General features: G+C 38.2%; 22 protein-coding genes. 15 read left to right on the forward strand and 7 right to left on the reverse strand.

Annotated features, from left to right (window positions below; translation table 11 throughout):
• The first annotated feature begins 16 nt into the window (after positions 1-16).
• Positions 17-145, forward strand: a complete 129-nt coding sequence (locus tag BDR01S_RS26520) for a hypothetical protein (RefSeq protein WP_268874686.1) — start codon at positions 17-19, stop codon at positions 143-145.
• Between the two features lie 154 nt (positions 146-299).
• On the opposite strand, the gene BDR01S_RS16100 is transcribed toward BDR01S_RS26520, so the two are convergent.
• Together BDR01S_RS16100 and BDR01S_RS24970 are read right to left on the reverse strand one after the other, a co-directional pair.
• Positions 300-1,832 carry a multicopper oxidase family protein gene (locus BDR01S_RS16100; RefSeq protein WP_066248522.1) on the reverse strand — a complete coding sequence of 511 codons (1,533 nt, stop codon included), beginning with the start codon at positions 1,830-1,832 and terminating at the stop codon, positions 300-302.
• A gap of 131 nt (positions 1,833-1,963) precedes the next feature.
• Positions 1,964-2,092 (reverse strand): YjcZ family sporulation protein, encoded by a 129-nt coding sequence (locus BDR01S_RS24970; protein WP_082797457.1) that lies wholly within the window; start codon positions 2,090-2,092, stop codon positions 1,964-1,966.
• A gap of 314 nt (positions 2,093-2,406) precedes the next feature.
• Between BDR01S_RS24970 and BDR01S_RS16105 the strand changes: the two genes are divergently transcribed.
• Positions 2,407-2,745, forward strand: coding sequence for a hypothetical protein (locus BDR01S_RS16105; protein WP_066248519.1), 339 nt, complete (start codon positions 2,407-2,409; stop codon positions 2,743-2,745).
• Between the two features lie 446 nt (positions 2,746-3,191).
• Here BDR01S_RS16105 and BDR01S_RS16110 read toward each other — a convergent pair whose 3' ends face one another.
• Complete coding sequence (locus BDR01S_RS16110) at positions 3,192-3,704, reverse strand: GNAT family N-acetyltransferase (protein WP_066248516.1); 513 nt, start codon at positions 3,702-3,704, stop codon at positions 3,192-3,194.
• Between the two features lie 147 nt (positions 3,705-3,851).
• Here BDR01S_RS16110 and BDR01S_RS16115 point away from each other — a divergent pair, with 147 nt between their 5' ends.
• Positions 3,852-4,493 (forward strand): hypothetical protein, encoded by a 642-nt coding sequence (locus BDR01S_RS16115; protein WP_235846587.1) that lies wholly within the window; start codon positions 3,852-3,854, stop codon positions 4,491-4,493.
• Positions 4,494-4,757: 264 nt separating this feature from the next.
• Here the strand turns inward: BDR01S_RS16115 and BDR01S_RS16120 are convergent, their stop codons facing one another.
• A complete protein-coding gene (locus BDR01S_RS16120) occupies positions 4,758-4,931 on the reverse strand; it encodes a Fe3+ hydroxamate ABC transporter substrate-binding protein (RefSeq protein WP_066248513.1) in 174 nt (57 codons plus the stop codon).
• Between the two features lie 565 nt (positions 4,932-5,496).
• Here BDR01S_RS16120 and BDR01S_RS16125 point away from each other — a divergent pair.
• From BDR01S_RS16125 to BDR01S_RS16145, 4 genes are all read left to right on the forward strand, one after another.
• Complete coding sequence (locus BDR01S_RS16125; RefSeq protein WP_066248510.1) at positions 5,497-5,763, forward strand: AbrB/MazE/SpoVT family DNA-binding domain-containing protein; 267 nt, start codon at positions 5,497-5,499, stop codon at positions 5,761-5,763.
• A 6-nt stretch (positions 5,764-5,769) separates the two neighbouring features.
• Positions 5,770-6,183 (forward strand): type II toxin-antitoxin system death-on-curing family toxin, encoded by a 414-nt coding sequence (locus BDR01S_RS16130; protein WP_066248503.1) that lies wholly within the window; start codon positions 5,770-5,772, stop codon positions 6,181-6,183.
• A gap of 305 nt (positions 6,184-6,488) precedes the next feature.
• The gene (locus BDR01S_RS16135; RefSeq protein ID WP_174523457.1) at positions 6,489-6,929 is read left to right on the forward strand and encodes a hypothetical protein; all 441 of its coding nucleotides are present in this window, start codon (positions 6,489-6,491) and stop codon (positions 6,927-6,929) included.
• 594 nt (positions 6,930-7,523) lie between these two features.
• The gene (locus tag BDR01S_RS16145; protein ID WP_066248501.1) at positions 7,524-8,291 is read left to right on the forward strand and encodes a YhfC family intramembrane metalloprotease; all 768 of its coding nucleotides are present in this window, start codon (positions 7,524-7,526) and stop codon (positions 8,289-8,291) included.
• A 208-nt stretch (positions 8,292-8,499) separates the two neighbouring features.
• On the opposite strand, the gene BDR01S_RS16150 is transcribed toward BDR01S_RS16145, so the two are convergent.
• Entirely contained in the window at positions 8,500-8,751 is a 252-nt protein-coding gene (locus tag BDR01S_RS16150) for a hypothetical protein (protein ID WP_066248498.1), read from the reverse strand.
• A gap of 757 nt (positions 8,752-9,508) precedes the next feature.
• Between BDR01S_RS16150 and BDR01S_RS16155 the strand changes: the two genes are divergently transcribed.
• From BDR01S_RS16155 to BDR01S_RS16165, 3 genes are all read left to right on the forward strand, one after another.
• Positions 9,509-9,943 carry a hypothetical protein gene (locus BDR01S_RS16155; protein WP_066248496.1) on the forward strand — a complete coding sequence of 145 codons (435 nt, stop codon included), beginning with the start codon at positions 9,509-9,511 and terminating at the stop codon, positions 9,941-9,943.
• A gap of 15 nt (positions 9,944-9,958) precedes the next feature.
• Positions 9,959-10,948 carry a DUF3231 family protein gene (locus BDR01S_RS16160; protein ID WP_066248491.1) on the forward strand — a complete coding sequence of 330 codons (990 nt, stop codon included), beginning with the start codon at positions 9,959-9,961 and terminating at the stop codon, positions 10,946-10,948.
• Between the two features lie 311 nt (positions 10,949-11,259).
• Complete coding sequence (locus BDR01S_RS16165; protein ID WP_066248489.1) at positions 11,260-11,886, forward strand: cysteine hydrolase family protein; 627 nt, start codon at positions 11,260-11,262, stop codon at positions 11,884-11,886.
• A 198-nt stretch (positions 11,887-12,084) separates the two neighbouring features.
• On the opposite strand, the gene BDR01S_RS16170 is transcribed toward BDR01S_RS16165, so the two are convergent.
• The gene (locus tag BDR01S_RS16170) at positions 12,085-12,672 is read right to left on the reverse strand and encodes a hypothetical protein (protein WP_066248487.1); all 588 of its coding nucleotides are present in this window, start codon (positions 12,670-12,672) and stop codon (positions 12,085-12,087) included.
• Positions 12,673-12,993: 321 nt separating this feature from the next.
• Here BDR01S_RS16170 and BDR01S_RS16175 point away from each other — a divergent pair, with 321 nt between their 5' ends.
• The 5 genes from BDR01S_RS16175 to BDR01S_RS26525 all read left to right on the forward strand — a co-directional run bounded on the left by BDR01S_RS16175 (position 12,994) and on the right by BDR01S_RS26525 (position 16,134).
• Positions 12,994-13,515 carry a GNAT family N-acetyltransferase gene (locus tag BDR01S_RS16175; protein WP_066248485.1) on the forward strand — a complete coding sequence of 174 codons (522 nt, stop codon included), beginning with the start codon at positions 12,994-12,996 and terminating at the stop codon, positions 13,513-13,515.
• Between the two features lie 177 nt (positions 13,516-13,692).
• On the forward strand, positions 13,693-13,950 hold the full coding sequence (locus BDR01S_RS25815) for a hypothetical protein (RefSeq protein ID WP_066248483.1): 258 nt from the start codon (positions 13,693-13,695) through the stop codon (positions 13,948-13,950).
• A gap of 122 nt (positions 13,951-14,072) precedes the next feature.
• Positions 14,073-14,456, forward strand: coding sequence for a type II toxin-antitoxin system MqsR family toxin (locus BDR01S_RS16185; protein ID WP_066363249.1), 384 nt, complete (start codon positions 14,073-14,075; stop codon positions 14,454-14,456).
• 122 nt (positions 14,457-14,578) lie between these two features.
• Complete coding sequence (locus tag BDR01S_RS16190; RefSeq protein ID WP_066248477.1) at positions 14,579-15,625, forward strand: type II TA system antitoxin MqsA family protein; 1,047 nt, start codon at positions 14,579-14,581, stop codon at positions 15,623-15,625.
• Between the two features lie 374 nt (positions 15,626-15,999).
• Positions 16,000-16,134, forward strand: a complete 135-nt coding sequence (locus BDR01S_RS26525; RefSeq protein WP_268874690.1) for a hypothetical protein — start codon at positions 16,000-16,002, stop codon at positions 16,132-16,134.
• Positions 16,135-16,688: 554 nt separating this feature from the next.
• On the opposite strand, the gene BDR01S_RS16195 is transcribed toward BDR01S_RS26525, so the two are convergent.
• Positions 16,689-17,039, reverse strand: coding sequence for a DUF805 domain-containing protein (locus BDR01S_RS16195; protein ID WP_066248475.1), 351 nt, complete (start codon positions 17,037-17,039; stop codon positions 16,689-16,691).
• Between the last annotated feature and the right edge of the window lie 7 nt (positions 17,040-17,046).

The raw sequence follows: 17,046 nt of genomic DNA on the forward strand, positions 1-17,046 counted from the left end.
GCAGCAAAAAACAAATATGGCACCCTGCCATCCAAAGGGGTTTGGCGGAATAGTAGCTGAAGTTGGCGGAATCCCACCGCAGTTTGGCGGAATAAATCTAGAAATTGGCGGAATCACGCCACAAGTTGGCGGAAATCACCACTAAATCGGCGGAATCCCCAATCCAAGGAACCCCCGACCCGTCCGCCAAGAGTGTATAAATAGCAATCGTCCTAATAGTAAGGATAATACCCAGGATAACCATAAACATAATAAGGGGTACCATAAAGATAGGGGAATGTCTTTAAAAAAGCGGCCATTTACCTGATCACGATAAACGGCCGCATCATCTCATAATCCTCATGCTCCAGCATATGACAGTGCCATACATACAAGCCTGTAAATGGACCAAACTTGATAATAATTCGCGTGACTTGATTCGGATCGGCGCGAACCGTATCCTTCCAGCCGCGTTCGTGCGGTTCGGGCGGATGCGCCGGCCCCGTATAATGGATTGTTTTCTCTTTTTTATACCTATCCACATCAAAATCCCGGCGGTCTAACACTTGAAAATCAATTAAATGAATATGAATCGGATGGGAATCATTAGTTAAGTTAATCAGATACCATATTTCCGTCGACCCCAATTTTGGATTTTCAGAGATGGACGCATCCCACGACTTGTTATCAAGCAGCATCCATTCGCGGCCGTACGCATCCATCCTGTCATCTAACGTGAGGTAGCGTGTCTTCGAAGACACCTGATCATTAAGCAGCGGAACAGGCATCAGAGACGCAGGAATCACACTCGTATCCACATGAGCCAAGGGAAGCACCACTTGAAACTGCATCACAGTGCCCGTATCTTCAGTGACCGGATCTCCCGTTGGAAAAGCAGCAGGTGCATCATTTTTCATGATAATATTTTTCCCCTCAAGATTCGTGAAATCAATGATCACATCCGCTCGTTCAGCCGGTGATAATAGGATTTCAGTGACACCAATCGGCTGCTGCATGAAGCCACGTTCCGTCGCAATGAGATACATCCGCTGCCCCGAATCCAGCTTCAACCGAAAAAAACGACTATTGGCTGCGTTGAGGAGCCGAAATCGATATTTACGCGGTTCCACTTTTAAAAAGGGAAAGACTTTGCCATTCACAAGGAGGGTATCCCCAAAAAATTCAGGAACAATCGACGTTTCCAATTCAGGGACAGGTTTTTCGGGCTGTTTCGGGTAAGAAAGCGACCCATCGTGATGGAAAGTCTTATCTTGAATCATCAGCGGGACATCATATACCCCGCTTGGTAAATTCAATAACCGCTCCCGTTGATCTCGGATCAAATAGAATCCGGCTAAGCCCGCATAGATATTGAGCCTCGTAATCCCGAGGGTATGGTCGTGATACCAAAGGGTGCAGGCACGCTGACAATTATCATAGCGATTGACCTGTTTTCGAAAGTAAGGCCCCACCTTTTCAAAGTCCTTCGTAAACCAAGCCTCCGGGTAGCCATCACTCTCCCATTCCACACAGGCGCCGTGAACATGAACCACCGTCCGGACCTCCGGCACATCCTTATGGGCGCCATGCACCGTAAAGTCAACTGGCAAAAGATGTTTAGCCGGCAGATCATTGATCCAGTTGATATACACCTTTTCACCGCTTTCGGCCTCAATCGTCGGGCCCGGATAGCCCCCTTCATAGCCCCACACCGTCGTATCCTTCAACTCACGATGAAAGGAGTGCTTGAATTCCGTCATCTTCACTTCATAATAACTGGAGGCCGGATCCCTCCACCGAGGCTTTAACATCGCAGGAATCGGAAGTTCATCCACAAACTTAGCGAGTTTCATAGGTCCGCACCTTTCCTCCCTTGGAAGATTACCATGATAGTAATGTATGAAACATAAATCAAAAATATATTAAAATAGGAAAAAGGACAGGTCACTTCAACCTGTCCTTCATTACTTAGTCACCTGCTAAATTAGTATCCGCTCATTAAAGAAGCACCAACAATGATCAACAAAATGAATAGTACAACGATTAAGACAAAGCTGTTTCCGCCGCCATAACCGCTACCGCCACCGTATCCAGATTCATATCCATATCCCATATATAATTCACCACCTAATACAACTAGTAGGATGCCAACAACCATCCCACATATAGTATATTTTTTCCAGAACAACATGATTGGACAAGTTCACATTTCATATAAAAATCCGCAATTATACTAGAAAATCAGATATTTGTTCTCCATAAATTGTCTAACTGTACAAAACAGTTAGATTTTCATAAACATGCCTGTTGAACTTCAAAACAGCTGGAAATGTAACTGTTTTTTTATCTTAGGACAAGTAACCACACTATGATACAAGTCCAATCATAGCTTATCTTAGAGAGTAAAAAGGGAGGTGGAAGAGGTAAGTGGACGGGAAGAATCAACATCAAAAACAAAAATCGACGAGAGAAATAGACCCCTTTTCAAAATTTATGTTTGGCAACCGTAAGCCAAGAGGCTCAAACCATTCACAAGAAAGTACAGAACAAAAAGGCGATTGGTTTTTCGGGCGAAGAAGAAAGGGGAATGAAAACAAGGAAACTCTAACGACTCAGAATAAACTAGAAAACATGATGAACAATGTGGATATAGAGCAACTTTTTGAAACCTATGACACCCTCATAACAACAACCGAACAATATAAACCGTACTTGAAAGGAATCACACCGTTTTTTAGTAAATTCACTAATAAATTCAAAAGGTAATTTTAGTGGGGCTGCGTGTGGGAAAAGGCAAGTGGATATATAATAAGCGGAGAATTTCCGGTTAACTGCAGAATAGAGCTCAGTTCGGGGTAAATAGGCGGAGGATTTCCGCTTAAGCAAAGCAAAGTTACCCATTTTCATGGTTTTCGAGTAAATAGCCGGAATCCCTCCGTCTATTTAGGCTATTTTCAGAGCTATTTCCTAAATAAGAGGAATTTCTCCGCTTATTTATCAAACTCGCTTTAGCGGCTAATGAACTTGTACAATTTAGGGATCCTTTCCGTATCAGAAATTCAAAAAAGGCTTAGAGATATTTGTGTCTCTAAGCCTTTTTGACTATGAAATATACTGTGAAGTTTATGTAACTTGCTATATAATTTGGCTTACGATTTACCGTTTTGCACCTCACAAGTAAACCCATTAATTCGAAGTGAAGTTATTTCTGTTTAAAATTCCACCCCATACAACTTAAGCTCCTCAGTATCATTGGGGAGTAAAATCATCTTTTCGTACTTCATGCCAACCTTCTCAAGAAGCCTTGATGACGCAACATTATCGACAGTGGTAATCCCGACAATCCGCTGCAGTCCGATTTGATCCCTTCCAAACGCTAATGTGGCAGCAGCTGCCTCTGAGCCGTAACCCTTCGAATGAAACCGTCCTAGAAAACCAAAACCCAGATCAACATCCTCTAATCCATCCCGCTTGATCAATCCGCACAGCCCAACCGGGGTCCTTTCCGCATCCTTAAGTTCCGTCAAAAAGAGACCAAAGCCCAGGCGGGAGTACATCTCCATGGGGCCTGTTACAATATAGTTACCTGCATCCTCTAAAGTCCGCACACCGCGATCACCAATGAAACGAATCCAAGAAGGATCATTCAAAAGTTCCAGAATAAACGCTGCATCATCGGTTGTTAACCAGCGGAGAATTAAATGTTCTGTTTCTATTACTTTCACCTAAAATGCACCTCACTTTAATGAAAAATTCTTACTCAAGTCAAACTATATCATGTATCCTAAAATGGAGGAACTTCATTCCTGTGGAGGCAATGAAATGGAAAATACCATCTTTGTTACTTTTCCCTCCAATTGAGTTTTTCCACGATGATTCCATTAATATTGGATGGATCACAAATCAAAATGATTAAAACAGAAAGAGGGAAAACAGTGCGGCCTCAAAGAAGATTATTAATTTTAGCGTTGGTCAGCAGCATGTTAGTTATATTAATTGGCTTTTTCCAATGGAATCTGATCGAAATCATCACCCCTTTTCTCATGATGCCAGTGTGGCTAGTGGTGTTCGGGTTTTTTATAGTGATAACAGTAAGAGCAATTTTTCAGCTAGTTAAATATAAAAATTGGCTGCCATTAGCGATTCAGATTGTCACAATCCTATTCTTTGTCTACTTTCCGTTTACAAAAGTGATGCTCGATTTAGACTTTAAGATGCACAAAACCGATCGAGAAAAGGTTGTGAGCATGGTGGAAAGTGGGAAGCTGAAACCGAATGTTCCAGACAGTCCGTCGCTCATTCAGCTTCCTAAACGTTACGACCAGCTCTCAAAGGGCGGTGGGGAAGTGATTGCTGTGCAAAAAGGCGAGCGCCTTACTATTCTGTTCTTTACCTATCGTGGAATACTAGATAATTTCTCAGGATTCGTTTACTCACCCAATGGTCAAAAGTTGATAGAAAAGGACCTTGATGAAGACTTCGTAGAAATAGAAAGGCTAGCAGAACATTGGTAGTTTGTCAGTTCAAACTAGGAGGCAAATATGAAGATTAATTTTGTTGAAGCTTGTTTTATCTTATTATATATCGTGGCTTTCATCGGCATTATTGCTGCTAGCGTGATTTTATTTATTCATGGGTAATACATTTAGGCTAAATAACATTAGAATTTGCAACATAAATAACATATTAAATAGTAAACAAAAAAGCTCAGGGTTACGACTCTGAGCTTTATCTTTTAGAAGACTTATTTCATTAAAAGTCCCTTTAATGAAATGGTATTAGTAGGATTTATTGTTAAAACAATTTTCACAAATGAATTTCCCTTCATTTCTCAAAAATGCTTTTATTTCAGTGAAGCCTTTTCTTTTAGGGTATCGCATTTTTACAACGACAACATCATCTTCTTTAATTTCCTTTTCACAAACGATACACTTTGGTTTATCCCATAACATTACAAAAACACCCCTCTTATATATCCTTACGAAAAACTTCAATAAAAGTTTCATCCTTTACCCTGCGTCTTTAACGGAATACAGACTGTTCCTTTATCTCTATGCTTTAACACTTATTAGCTACTTCCTACGAGGTTTTTTAACACCACAAATAACAACCGAAATCGTACCGCCTAGTCATAAAATAAGGTAACTTAAAAGGGGTTTGGCGGAATAGTCATCGAAGTTGGCGGAATCACGCCACTGTTTGGCGGAATAAAATCAAGAATCGGCGGAATCACACCACAACTTGGCGGGATTCCTCTTCAAGTTGGCGGAATCCTCACACCAAACGGAACCCCCCTAAAAAACTATCCTAATAAAAATACATGGTGTTTGGGTCTTTTATTTTTTTTAAAAAATTAATCGACTTCTTTATAGTGTTCACAAAGGAAAGAGGTTTGACTGTGAAAGTAACGTTAGTATGCTATTATCGTTATAACGTTAAAACATTAGAACGGTTATTTTTGCTTTATTGGTTATAAACCACTAAAAATATGTTTATAAATAGTGAGGAGGAATGATTATGACTGTAACGGTGGTGAAAGAAGTGGAACGAAAGGTAACAAGAATCGGGAATAGTTTAGGGGTTACGTTTCCACAGGAAGTATTGGAACAATTGAAAATTGGTCAAGGTGATGAAGTACGTTTTGAAATAGTGAATGGTCAAGTAACCATTAAGAAAAAAGTAAATTTAAAACTGCCAAAAGGAATTGACGAAGAATTCTTAGAGCAGATGAACGATATGATTAATGAATACGACCAAACCTTTAAAAACTTGGTCGATAGGTAGGTAGTCATGGATGAAGTGAAATATTTAACAGAGCATCAAATCATATTTCTGAATGCTCACCAAATAAGATTGAATTCTCCAAAAGAACCACAAGGTGTGAAAGATAAAGGTCTTTTAAGTAGCGCAGTTAATTGTCCGAAGCCGAGCGCATTTGGAGAAGATGCCTATCCTACCATTTATGAAAAGGCAGCGGCCCTTTTTGAGAGTTTGCTAAAAAATCATTGTTTTTATAATGCAAATAAGCGAACTGCTTTTGCTAGTTTGTATATGTTTCTAAGACAAAATAAATATAGGTTAATTGTCCATCCGAAAAGGGCAGAGGATTTCTGCGTTCAAATCGTTGATCCCGAACAGCCAGATGTATCCTTTGAGCAAATTGTTACTTGGATTCACGAATGGACGGAAAATGATGATTATTAAAGGTGTACTATTTGGTACATCTTTTTTCCTATTGATTGAACAAAATGGGGAATGCCGGAAGAGGTCTATGGGGAAAAAGGATTTGGCGGAATAGTTATCTAAGTTGGCGGAATCACGCCGCAGTTTGGCGGAATAAATTCCAGAATCGGCGGAATCCCACCACATGTTGGCGGAATTCCTCTCCAACTTGGCGGAATCCTCTCCCCAAACTACTATTCCCTTACTAATAAAAATACAAAAAATTACAAATGGGCATATTTGGGGTTAGCTTTGAGTGTGGTGCTGTACTACAATGGAGGGAAGGAGTGGTAAAGTTGAAAGAAATTATTCTTATGCTTACAGAACTTTTAAATAACGTTCATGATTTTATAAATGTCTATGCCAATCAATCTTTAAATCTTGGTTTAAGTGATAAAGACCTGCACTTTTGGATTATGGGTATCATCGGAATCTTTGTATTTCTGATCGTCCTGGTCATCTCTAAATTCATATCAAAATTGCCCTATGGGATCACGATCCTATCTTTTCTCTATACGTTTACCTTCATGGTAGTTTTAGTTTTTGCCATCGAAATACAGCAAGCGATCACGAATCGAGGCAACATGGAATTTCAAGATGCGATTGTCGGATTATGGGGATACGTAGTATTTTTCCTAGTCTTCGCCATCATTGGATTTGCCTTCCTGACCGCAAAAAGGTTTATAACTAAACTTTTCAAAAATGATTCTAGCAAAAAAACTTACTAAATAATCCACCCCAAAAGCCCTTTGCACCAAGCCATGGTGCTTTTTTAGTTGGATGGATAATAATAAACAGGCCTCTCTTAGCAAAGGGAGGCCTGGCATACTAGAGTTGTAATAAAAGTTAATGAATCTTAATAAAAATATTGATAGATAAATATATACATAGTGCTGATGCTGTAAAGAAGAGGACAGAAGTAACTCGATTACTCTTAAATTTCAGTCCATAAGCACAAAAAAAGACAGCCGCCGCTAATTTGGAGCCGCTTTGATAATAAGGATTATAGGAAAAGTAGGAGCTGCTAAAGATGATTGAAATAAGCAAAGTGGAAGAGATAAGTATTTTAAACCATAAAGGCTCGTGGAGGAACTGTTGAATCATAAATTTGACCCTCTGCAAACGGATAACCCCCTTCAAGGAAACTTTGATTAAGCATATGGTGTTTCTTTCAAAAGTATCACAACGCTCGATGCAATCCAACAGCCAGAGGGTATTTTTTTAGCTAAAAAAACTATTGACAGTTAATGGCAATATAAATTATTATTATCATTATCGATAATGATAATAATAAAAGAAGGTTTTATAAGGGGGAGATAGCCATGGTTAGTACGGCAACAATTGTTTCGATGTTTGTTCCGATTGTGTTTGCGTTTGTGTTATTTATTGGGTTGATTTTGTATTATCGCAAAAAGGCGGATATTGCTGTAAAGCCGTTAATTGCCGGTGCGCTTGGCTTTGTGGTATTTACACAGGTCTTGGAAAAAGTGCTCCATCTTGCGGTCGTTACGGCTTTTCCTAATTATGCGGATCACCCGTGGCTATTTGGGCTCTATGGTGGGATGGCAGCGGGTATATTTGAAGAGTTGGGCCGCTTTCTCCTATTCACATGGCTATTGAAAAAATCCCATGACTACAAAGGCGGTATTTCATTTGGAGTCGGCTGGGGCGGTATTGAGGCAGTTCTGCTGATGTTAATGATGATCGTGCCAAACATTCTGTTTGCGATGATGATGAATTCGGGTACACTTGAAAAAACGCTGGCAGGACAAATCCCAACGGACCAGATCGCAGCGATTAAAGAAACCGTGTTAAACAATGGTGTATCCTTCTATTTATTAGCCTGTGTCGAACGGTTCTTCGCAGCGTTCATTCAGATCGCCTTTAGTTTATGGGTCTTGATTGCGGTCGTAAAAAAGAAAATTGTTTACGTTATTTATGCTATTCTTATTCATGCAGCATTTGATTTCCCGCTCGTATTCGCGCAGACCGACGATTTTACAAATTTATGGGTTGTGGAACTTTATGTAGCCATCGGGGGGCTGATTGCCTTTTGGTTGATCAAGAAGGCCAGGGGATCGTTGCAATAACTAGGAAAGGACCTTTACTTAGTGCGTAACGGGTTCTCTTTAGGGGGACAAAAATTAAAAAAACAACAGAAATCGCACAAATTTCAGTATCAAAAAAGCATCGGTTTTAGCACCGATGCTTTTTAATCGCTTTAATATTTAGGATAAAAAATCACCAATTTTATCTGCTATTCGTAAGCCCCATATTTGGTACACCTGCTAATGGGATTTAAAGAATTAAAAATATAAAAGCTATATGTCCCACTGATGTAATACCTACAACTGCCTGTCCGATAATACTAATTACTTTAGAAATATCACCTTTCCAATCTTTCCCCATCATATAACCGAGATAAAAAATAGATACAATCGGACAAAAATATCCTAAAATCGCCAATACGCTATTCCATTCAGTATACCTATCGACGGAAAAAATCACTAACAACGCAATATTAAATACTAACAATAGGTAATTTTTCAACTAACTTCACCCCTTCACGACTTTTGCTATTTATATTTTAATTTTAGCATATATTCCCAATGACCTTTAATAATTTCAGTTGTCTATTTACCTGAAATACAATATATCTTTAATTTTAAATCTCTTGTCTGTAATACCCAAACGCTGTGCGGGAGTCAACTTTTGTTTATCAAATGATTTATAGGGAAGGCAGAAATTGTATATAGCCAGTAAAATCGCACATAATACGCGTTGTACAATGGTTATTGTACAAGAAATTTCATCTGCTAAAACCAATGCTATTTTTACTTTAAATTTTGGATAATGGCTATATATCAATGAAAAATGACCTACCCGCTATTGCGAATAGGTCTGCGATTTTATATGCTATTTTATTGTTTTGTCCCCCAAAAGAGAACCCGTTAACTTAGTGCGTAGGGGTCTTTTATTTTTATAAAAATTGGTTGCATTCTTTATAGTTACCACAAGGGAGTAGTTAGTGGCGTCTGCGCACGAGGTTTAAGGGGGAAAAGGCAAGTGGCAGATAAAATGGTGAAAGTGGCAGATATATTCGTAAAGCGGCAGATAAATCCTGAAAGTGGCAGATAAAAAATTCCAACCTAAAAAACTGGCAGGGTTTTTCCGAAAAAAGGTAACTTAAGAGGGGCGAACACTTGGAATTCAGCCCGTTTAAAAGTTTTTCTCCCCAATAAAGGTTAAATTTCAATTTTATGCAGAAAATAACTTGAAGTTTGGTCTTACATGGGGGGATTCCTACTTGTACTTTGTCTGGGGCATGATCGGCTTACTTTTACTAGCGACACTTTTAATGCCAAAAAGATTAACATGGAGAGAAGATATCATTACTTTTCTAATCGTAGGCTATGTTGCTTGGGTTTCACATATCCTGATTGGGGTAATCTTCGACTGGATCGACTTTGGCCCAACGAAGAACGTGGAATACACGGATTGGGCCCTGGTTTCATTAGTGCCATCATTACTGGCTGTCGTATATTTAAACTTCAAAAAGGAAAAGTGGTCCCTGCTTTATATTATTATTTGGACAGTCTTGTCTTTTCTGATTGAATTCCTATTAGCAAAAATAGGCTATATGAAACATCATCAATGGAAGATCTGGTACTCGGTTCCTGTTCATTTCGCAGCTTATTGTGCGTTGAATTGGTTTTTTTACAGGGTGATTAAAAGTGAGTAAAAGGGGGGCATTCCAATGGGGATTTTCGGGAAATCAAACACCAATAACTTAACCGCTGCAGAGGTATCTGCTCTTTGGCTGCAGTATTTGGGTGATAGTATGGCCATATGTATTTTTAAATATTTTCTTCACATTGTTGAAAATGAAGAGATAAAACCCATTTTAAAAAACGCATTACAGCTCTCTGAGAGCCATATTACGAAAATTACCGAATTCTTAACTCGTGCTAATTTCCAAATCCCAATAGGATTTACGGAGAATGACGTGAATGTTAATGCCCCTCGTCTGTTTTCTGACCAATTTCTCCTATTTTACTCCTATATTATGACGATACATGGGATTACAGGTTATAGCTTGGCTTTTACAAACTCCGAACGGCCAGATATTCAAAATTACTTTTCAGAATGTCTAGTTTCAGCTAAAGAATTGTTTCAAAAAATAGTGGAATTGTCTAAAAAACAGCCAAAATATACAAGTGTCCCCACTATTTCTTCGCCTCATGGTGCTGAGTTTTTGAAATCGCCAGGCTTCATTTCTAATTTAATTGGGGACAAAAGACCACTAAATAGTTCGGAAATCAGCACCCTTTTCTTTAATTCAACGAAAACTGGATTTGTCAGGTCGTTAAGTTTGGCTTTTAGTCAGGTGGCGGTCCGTGAAGATGTTCGTCAATTTATGTTAAAAAACATTAAATTAGCAGGGAAAGATGCGGAAAGCTTTGACACGCTATTACAACAGGATCATTTACCGATACCAGAGAAATGGGATGACGAGATTACAAATTCTACTGTTAGTCCATTTTCGGACAAATTGATCATGTTTCACGCAGGGTTTTTAGTCAATTCGGCGCTGACTTATTATGGTGCATCCATAGGCTCCAGCTTAAGATCGGATCTCATCGTAAACTATAGTAAAGTATTTACCCATGCCATGGAGGCAGGTGCAATTTCCTACAACATAATGGTTAAACATGGATGGATGGAAAAACAACCTGAAGCTGATTGAAGGAAGGTACTATTAAAAAACTAATTAGAAGTTAAGAATTAATTAAGAATCATGAGCTATGATTAGGATAATCTTTTTTCAAGACCCCCTTTAGATATATTAATTGATGTCCTCGACGATTGTTTCCGAACAATCTTGAGGGCTATTTTTTTGGAATCATGAAGTAGGCTACTTCTGTGAATGCAAATATATTAATACCATACCCCATTAAAAACAGAATGTGTCCAAGCACCTATCAATATATATTCATCAAAGAACAAAAGTTGAATTAATATGCAGGTGCTTATTTATGTGAATGGGAGGAAACAAGAATGTTTAAGCCTAATCCCGGTAATACAGCAATTGTCATAACGGACCCACAAAATGACTTTCTGTCCCCTGGAGGTAAAGGATACCATTTAACAAAAAAAATTATTGAGCGGTACAACACACTTCGTAATCTTGAACTTCTAATAAGTACGGCTATGAGTAAAGGATATCAACTTTTTATTTCCCCCCATTATATTTATCCGCATGATTATAGTTGGCAATTTACTGGAGCTGAACAAAAAATGTTATTAAAGCTTCGGGTATATCAAAAACAAAATGCATATACTTCTCCTACTATAGGCGCTGACTGGGTTCCATCACTTAAGCCCTACATTTTAGATAACCGAACAATCATTGCTACCGCCCATAAAATTGCTAGCCCACAGACCAATGATCTAGTTTACCAATTACGTCAACAAAGGAAAGAAAAGGTTATTTTGGCAGGAGTCCTATCAAACGTTTGTGTGGAATCGCATATGAGAGACCTAATCGAAAATGGATTCCAAACAGCTGTTGTTTATGATGCCACTGCCACGATAAGTGATAAAGACTTTCAAGCAGCAATTACAAATTATCAGGCATTTAGCAGTGCCACGTGGTCCACTCAACAGGCGATCTCTCAATTATGAATCTATCCAGTAACTCCTCCGAGGAAGTTTTGCATACCCCGTGAATGAAGAAAAGGGAGCCAATACAATAAGGCTCCTCAATTACTGAATTCCGTTAGAGCTAAGTAGAACGATAAGCCGATATGCGCACCCCTTACTTTTAAAAATGAATAAATCCATATGTATTCCTTGTTAAACTATTATTCCTTGAAGCATCATCTAAATCATTAATTTAGGTCTCTCATTTTCATCTTGCTCGAATTTGAGAATTATTTCATACATTTCATTCGTTAGAAAAATGGCAATTAAATCATTCCAACCATACAAACCAAATAATCTTTCCTTCGATCCAGCTCCCTCTAATAATTTGTTAATAATTGAAAAGGCTCGTCGAGTATTGATTTCTACATATTTATCATTTTCTACATCAACCTGTGTATAGAGAGTATATTTTTCACCGTTCACTTGTATTTCATATCTTTCTTCATTAAACACTTCATTATTTATGGTCAGCTCTATGCCCTGCTTCTCTAAAAAGGGTGAAATTTCCTCGAAAAATGTTCCTACGCCGCCTTCTGACAAATCTTCTTCATCAGCTAAGAAATCTCGCCCAGTATCGCCGTATAAATACCCAGACGTAATCACTTCATCCTTTACCTGATTGATTTTATCTGAATCTATATACTTAAAAAATCCAACCAATTCGAGTTCATCTACTAACAAAGAAAACTCTGAATCTGATTTTGTTTTTTCATTCGATTCCTCGGTTACATTTTCTTTTATTCCAAATAACTTCTTCCAATTCATATTCCGTCCACTTCCTTTATCTTTATAAAATATAAGATTTCCAAAGCTATTAATAGTTCCATACCATTAGGATCAAATTGCAGCTTCCCATTTAAGAATATCCTATAAAATTTGGTTTAGTTATGAATTTTTATTGAAAATTGGAACTAGGCCCGATGGATAAAGAAATAAAAGTTACCTGATCCAGGCCAAATGCCGGTCTTTTTAAGTGAGTTCAATATAAAAAGACCCTACCCAAGCCAAATGACATCCTGTATTCTAAAAAGGAAGATAGTAACAATTTATTCCAGTGGTACGTTTTGTATTTAGGAGGAGCGCACAATGACTACTAATTTTATCAAATTAACTGAACCCAACTCTAGCATACTAAAGGTATTAAATCGATGGGATAACGACCCAACGCTCATTCCGTTAACCCGCCCTAACCCAAACCAAGCCGAGCTGGATCGGCGGGAAAACATGTCCTTGGCGGATTTAACCAAGCGCATGGAAGACCATCATATCTATCTTATCTATCACAATGACCAATTGATCGGAGAAATGAACTACGTCGTCGATCCGCCCTATCTTTTCAAAAAAGAAGCTGGGACTGCCTGGATCGGGATCACGATTGGTGAGGCAATCGGACGGGGCCAAGGGATTGGCTATGCAGCCATTCAATATATAGAGGAACAGATTAACAAGCAGGGGCTTCATCGCGTGGAATTAGGCGTGTTTGAATTTAATCAACAAGCACAGAAGCTCTATCAGAAACTCGGCTACAAAGAAATCGGACGGGTCGAAAAGTTTACCTATTGGCAAGGTCAAATGTGGACCGATATTCGAATGGAGAAGTTTGTTTGAAATTGGCGGGTAGAAAAAGTATCATTCCCGCTAAATATGATAAAGCACGAGCATGAAGCATTATTGATTAGTTGAATACTATCCTCATTCGTACATATATCAGTTAAAAAAGTCATAAAGTATTCTCAAAAATGATTAAACAGAAGGCTGTCGAAGCAAACCTCGACAGCTTTACTAATGCAATCTTCTCAACATGCCAGCTCACCCTATTATTTCTGCCGACTAATTTTATCTGTAAAAAGTGAGGATGATGAAGTAGATAAGATTTCAAAGAAATTCCACTATAAGGACCCTGTCCTTTTTCTCCCTTTATTCCTATATGAGAAGGTGAAGAGTATGTATGTAACTAATGAATTTAAGTCGGTTTTAAAAGCAAACAGAAATGGTGGAAAGCTGCCGTTTTGGTGGGAGAGGATGAATAATCCAAGTATTTAGGAAAATATTTACTGATTTTTTTACAGTTATATGCTAAAATGTTACTGACCGATAACATTTTTTGTTCTCGATGAATAATAATATGTTAATTAGGTATAATATTTTGTAATGGATGTGGTATTTTGGCTTCTGAAGCAGATGTGGAACGTAAGTTAAGACACATTAAATACCTTATATCTCGTGGTAGTGATTATTTTGTTTTCCGGGAAGATTTAGAGAAAAACAAAGCAACATTAAAGGCTTTAGGATTTCTCCCTGAACATGCTGTCGAGATTCTATCTGAGTTAGAAGTCCAAGATTATTCAAAGGGCCCCGAAATTAATAAGAGTGAAACGAAGGTTCGTTCTGTTGATGAAGAAGTATGGGTCTTTGGTAAAGAAATTGTGGGTTTGGTCACAATGGAGGTATATGTAAAGTTCAGCTTGGTTGATATAGGGTCTGATACGTCTTGTTGCTGCATCTCCTTTCATAAAGCTGACTTTGTAATCGAATACCCTTTCAAGTAAGTTATGAATTTAACTTGAAACATGACGTTTACGCTAAGGGGATGGAATTACCCTTAGCGTATAAAACGTTTTATATATTGAGTAAAATTGAATAAATTCGCGATTCGAAAGGATGAATCTGAATGCTTAGGAAATTGTGTGTTAATTGTTATGAACATACACCAGTTGAAATTGTTGTAATACCCACTAAAGAAATGGTCCAAGATGAAGAAATTGTATATGATGCGAAACATTATAAATGCAGTCAGTGTGGTGAAATAATTCCTAATAATGAACTGGGTAATGAAAATTTTAAATTAATGTATCGGAAATACAGAGAGAAAAAAAGTATGTTACAGCCAGAGGACATAAACTATATCCGAAAAAAGATATATGGCATAAGTATACGTTTATTGGCTCAACTCATTGGATGTAGTCCTGCAACACTTTCTAGATATGAAAATGGCGCACTACAATCTAAACAACATGATAATCAATTAAAAATGTTAAGAGACCCAAGAAATATGAAAACACTTTTCGAGAGCAATATGGATGAAATACCTGAAGGAAAAGATAAACAAGAGTTGAGAGAAAGGCTCGGATTTTTACTAGATATTTTAAAGTCTGCAGATATACTCAAGGGTTTTGATGATAAGCTAAATCTTATTGAGATTCAACCGGTAGATAGTTGGAATGAAGTAAGTGTTGAAGAAGTTGAAAGGTTTTTTATTATTAAAGGACAGGAGATTGAGGAAAATGAAAATTTAAAGGTATCTCCATTAAAATTACAGAAATTAATGTATTATGCACAAGGTTGGACGATTGCATATACTGATCACAATTTATTTAATGCACAGTTTGAAGCTTGGCAGCACGGTCCAGTAATACCTGACGTTTATCAAAAATATAAAACATATGGATATAGTCGGATTACTAATGACTTTAATGTCAATATTGAAGAATTAAATTTAACTCAAGATCAATTTAGAATAGTAGAATGGGTGTGGGATAAGTACAGTAAATATGAGGCTAAATTTCTTGAAGACTTGACACATATGGAATATCCTTGGAGGATAACAAGGGGTGACCTTCCAAGTGATGCGAATTGTAATTGGATAATTGAGAACGAATATATAAAGAAATTCTTTACTTCTATGTCTAATACTTTGAAGTTGTTACAAAAAGTTTAGTATCAATCTATCCATGCAAGAACGAAGGTGAAAAAGTATTCTCAAATGATTAAACTACAAGGGTTTACATCTTGAAATTCGTCCGGTCTTTTGGCATAAAAGATACCTGATCTAGGCTTAAACGCCTGGATTTTTTAGTTGGTTCGAGTGTGGATTGAGGGAACGGATAGTAAATCATTAATAGTCGACAGTAAAATCAATAAGCGGACATTACTAAAGACTTTTTATATTAAAATTTCCCTAAATAAGGAATAATTTCCACAGTAAAAAAGCACGATAACAAAGGCTACATAAATTAAGGAAGTTAACCATCCGAATCATGTTACTTCATCCAGTGGCTAATTGGAACGCTATTTTACGAAGGAGGAATCACGATGACAAACCGCAACAACAATCGAAATCAGCCCCATACGGGTGGAAGCAAAGCTGCCGATACAGAATTTGGAGCTGAGCTGACCCAAAGTAAAAAGGCCCGGAAGCAAGCCGCAAGAGACAGTAAGAAAAAGTAACACATAAAAAAACATGCACGGGTCTCAACTTACAACCCATGCATGGATATGAATTAAATATGAGCAGTACACCAACATAATAAAGGCGGTGTGAGCAGAGTTAAGCTACACTTCAATTAACCCAGGAATATTTGTATTCTCACTACGACTGGTTAAATTGACTCGCTTATGCGGCGCTCCGCCCCTTTTCCACAAAAGGAGGATGACTCGAGGGCGCAAGCATCCGCCCCAGTCATCCTCTATTCAACCCAGCTAATCCACCTTCACCTTATTCCCTGCCGCCTATCTCTTAATCGAGATTGAACAGCGGCCTTCCTAAAGTAAATCTTCCCTTGCTTTAAGGCATTTTTATGAAATGAACTCTAGCTCCGTTCCTTGAACCTCAAGCACGGTTGCGACCCGTCCGTGGCTCTGAAAACCATCCCAGACTCATGAAACCTATACTCCACCTAAGACCTTGCACCGTGTTCAAAACAGGGCTTTGCTGAGGGAAATCTCCCGATTTCCTCCAAAACAAAAACCGCCCTCATAAAAAGGCGGTTAAAATTTGCTGGCTAAATCGTTGCTTTAGGATTGGGACCATATTGGTTATCATTTGGTTGACTATCTGAACATGTAAAAATGAGTAAGACAATCGCACCAACAAAAGGAATCAGAGCAATTAATATCCACGCACCACTTTTGCCGGCATCGTGCAGACGACGAATCGTCACAGCTAGCGATGGTAACAGGACGGCTAATGAATAGAGACCATAAAGTAATGGGTATATTCCTAAGACATTATCTACAACGGCTAAGATAATCATGGCAATCATATTGAAGAGAACAAACATCCAATATTCCTTCCGCTGAGCCCTGCCTGAAAAACCTACATATTGCTTTAACACTTTTAAATACCATTCCATTGATGAA

The sequence above is a fragment of the Neobacillus drentensis NBRC 102427 genome (assembly GCF_001591445.1).
GTDB classification, from domain to species: Bacteria; Bacillota; Bacilli; order Bacillales; family Cytobacillaceae; genus Neobacillus; species Neobacillus drentensis.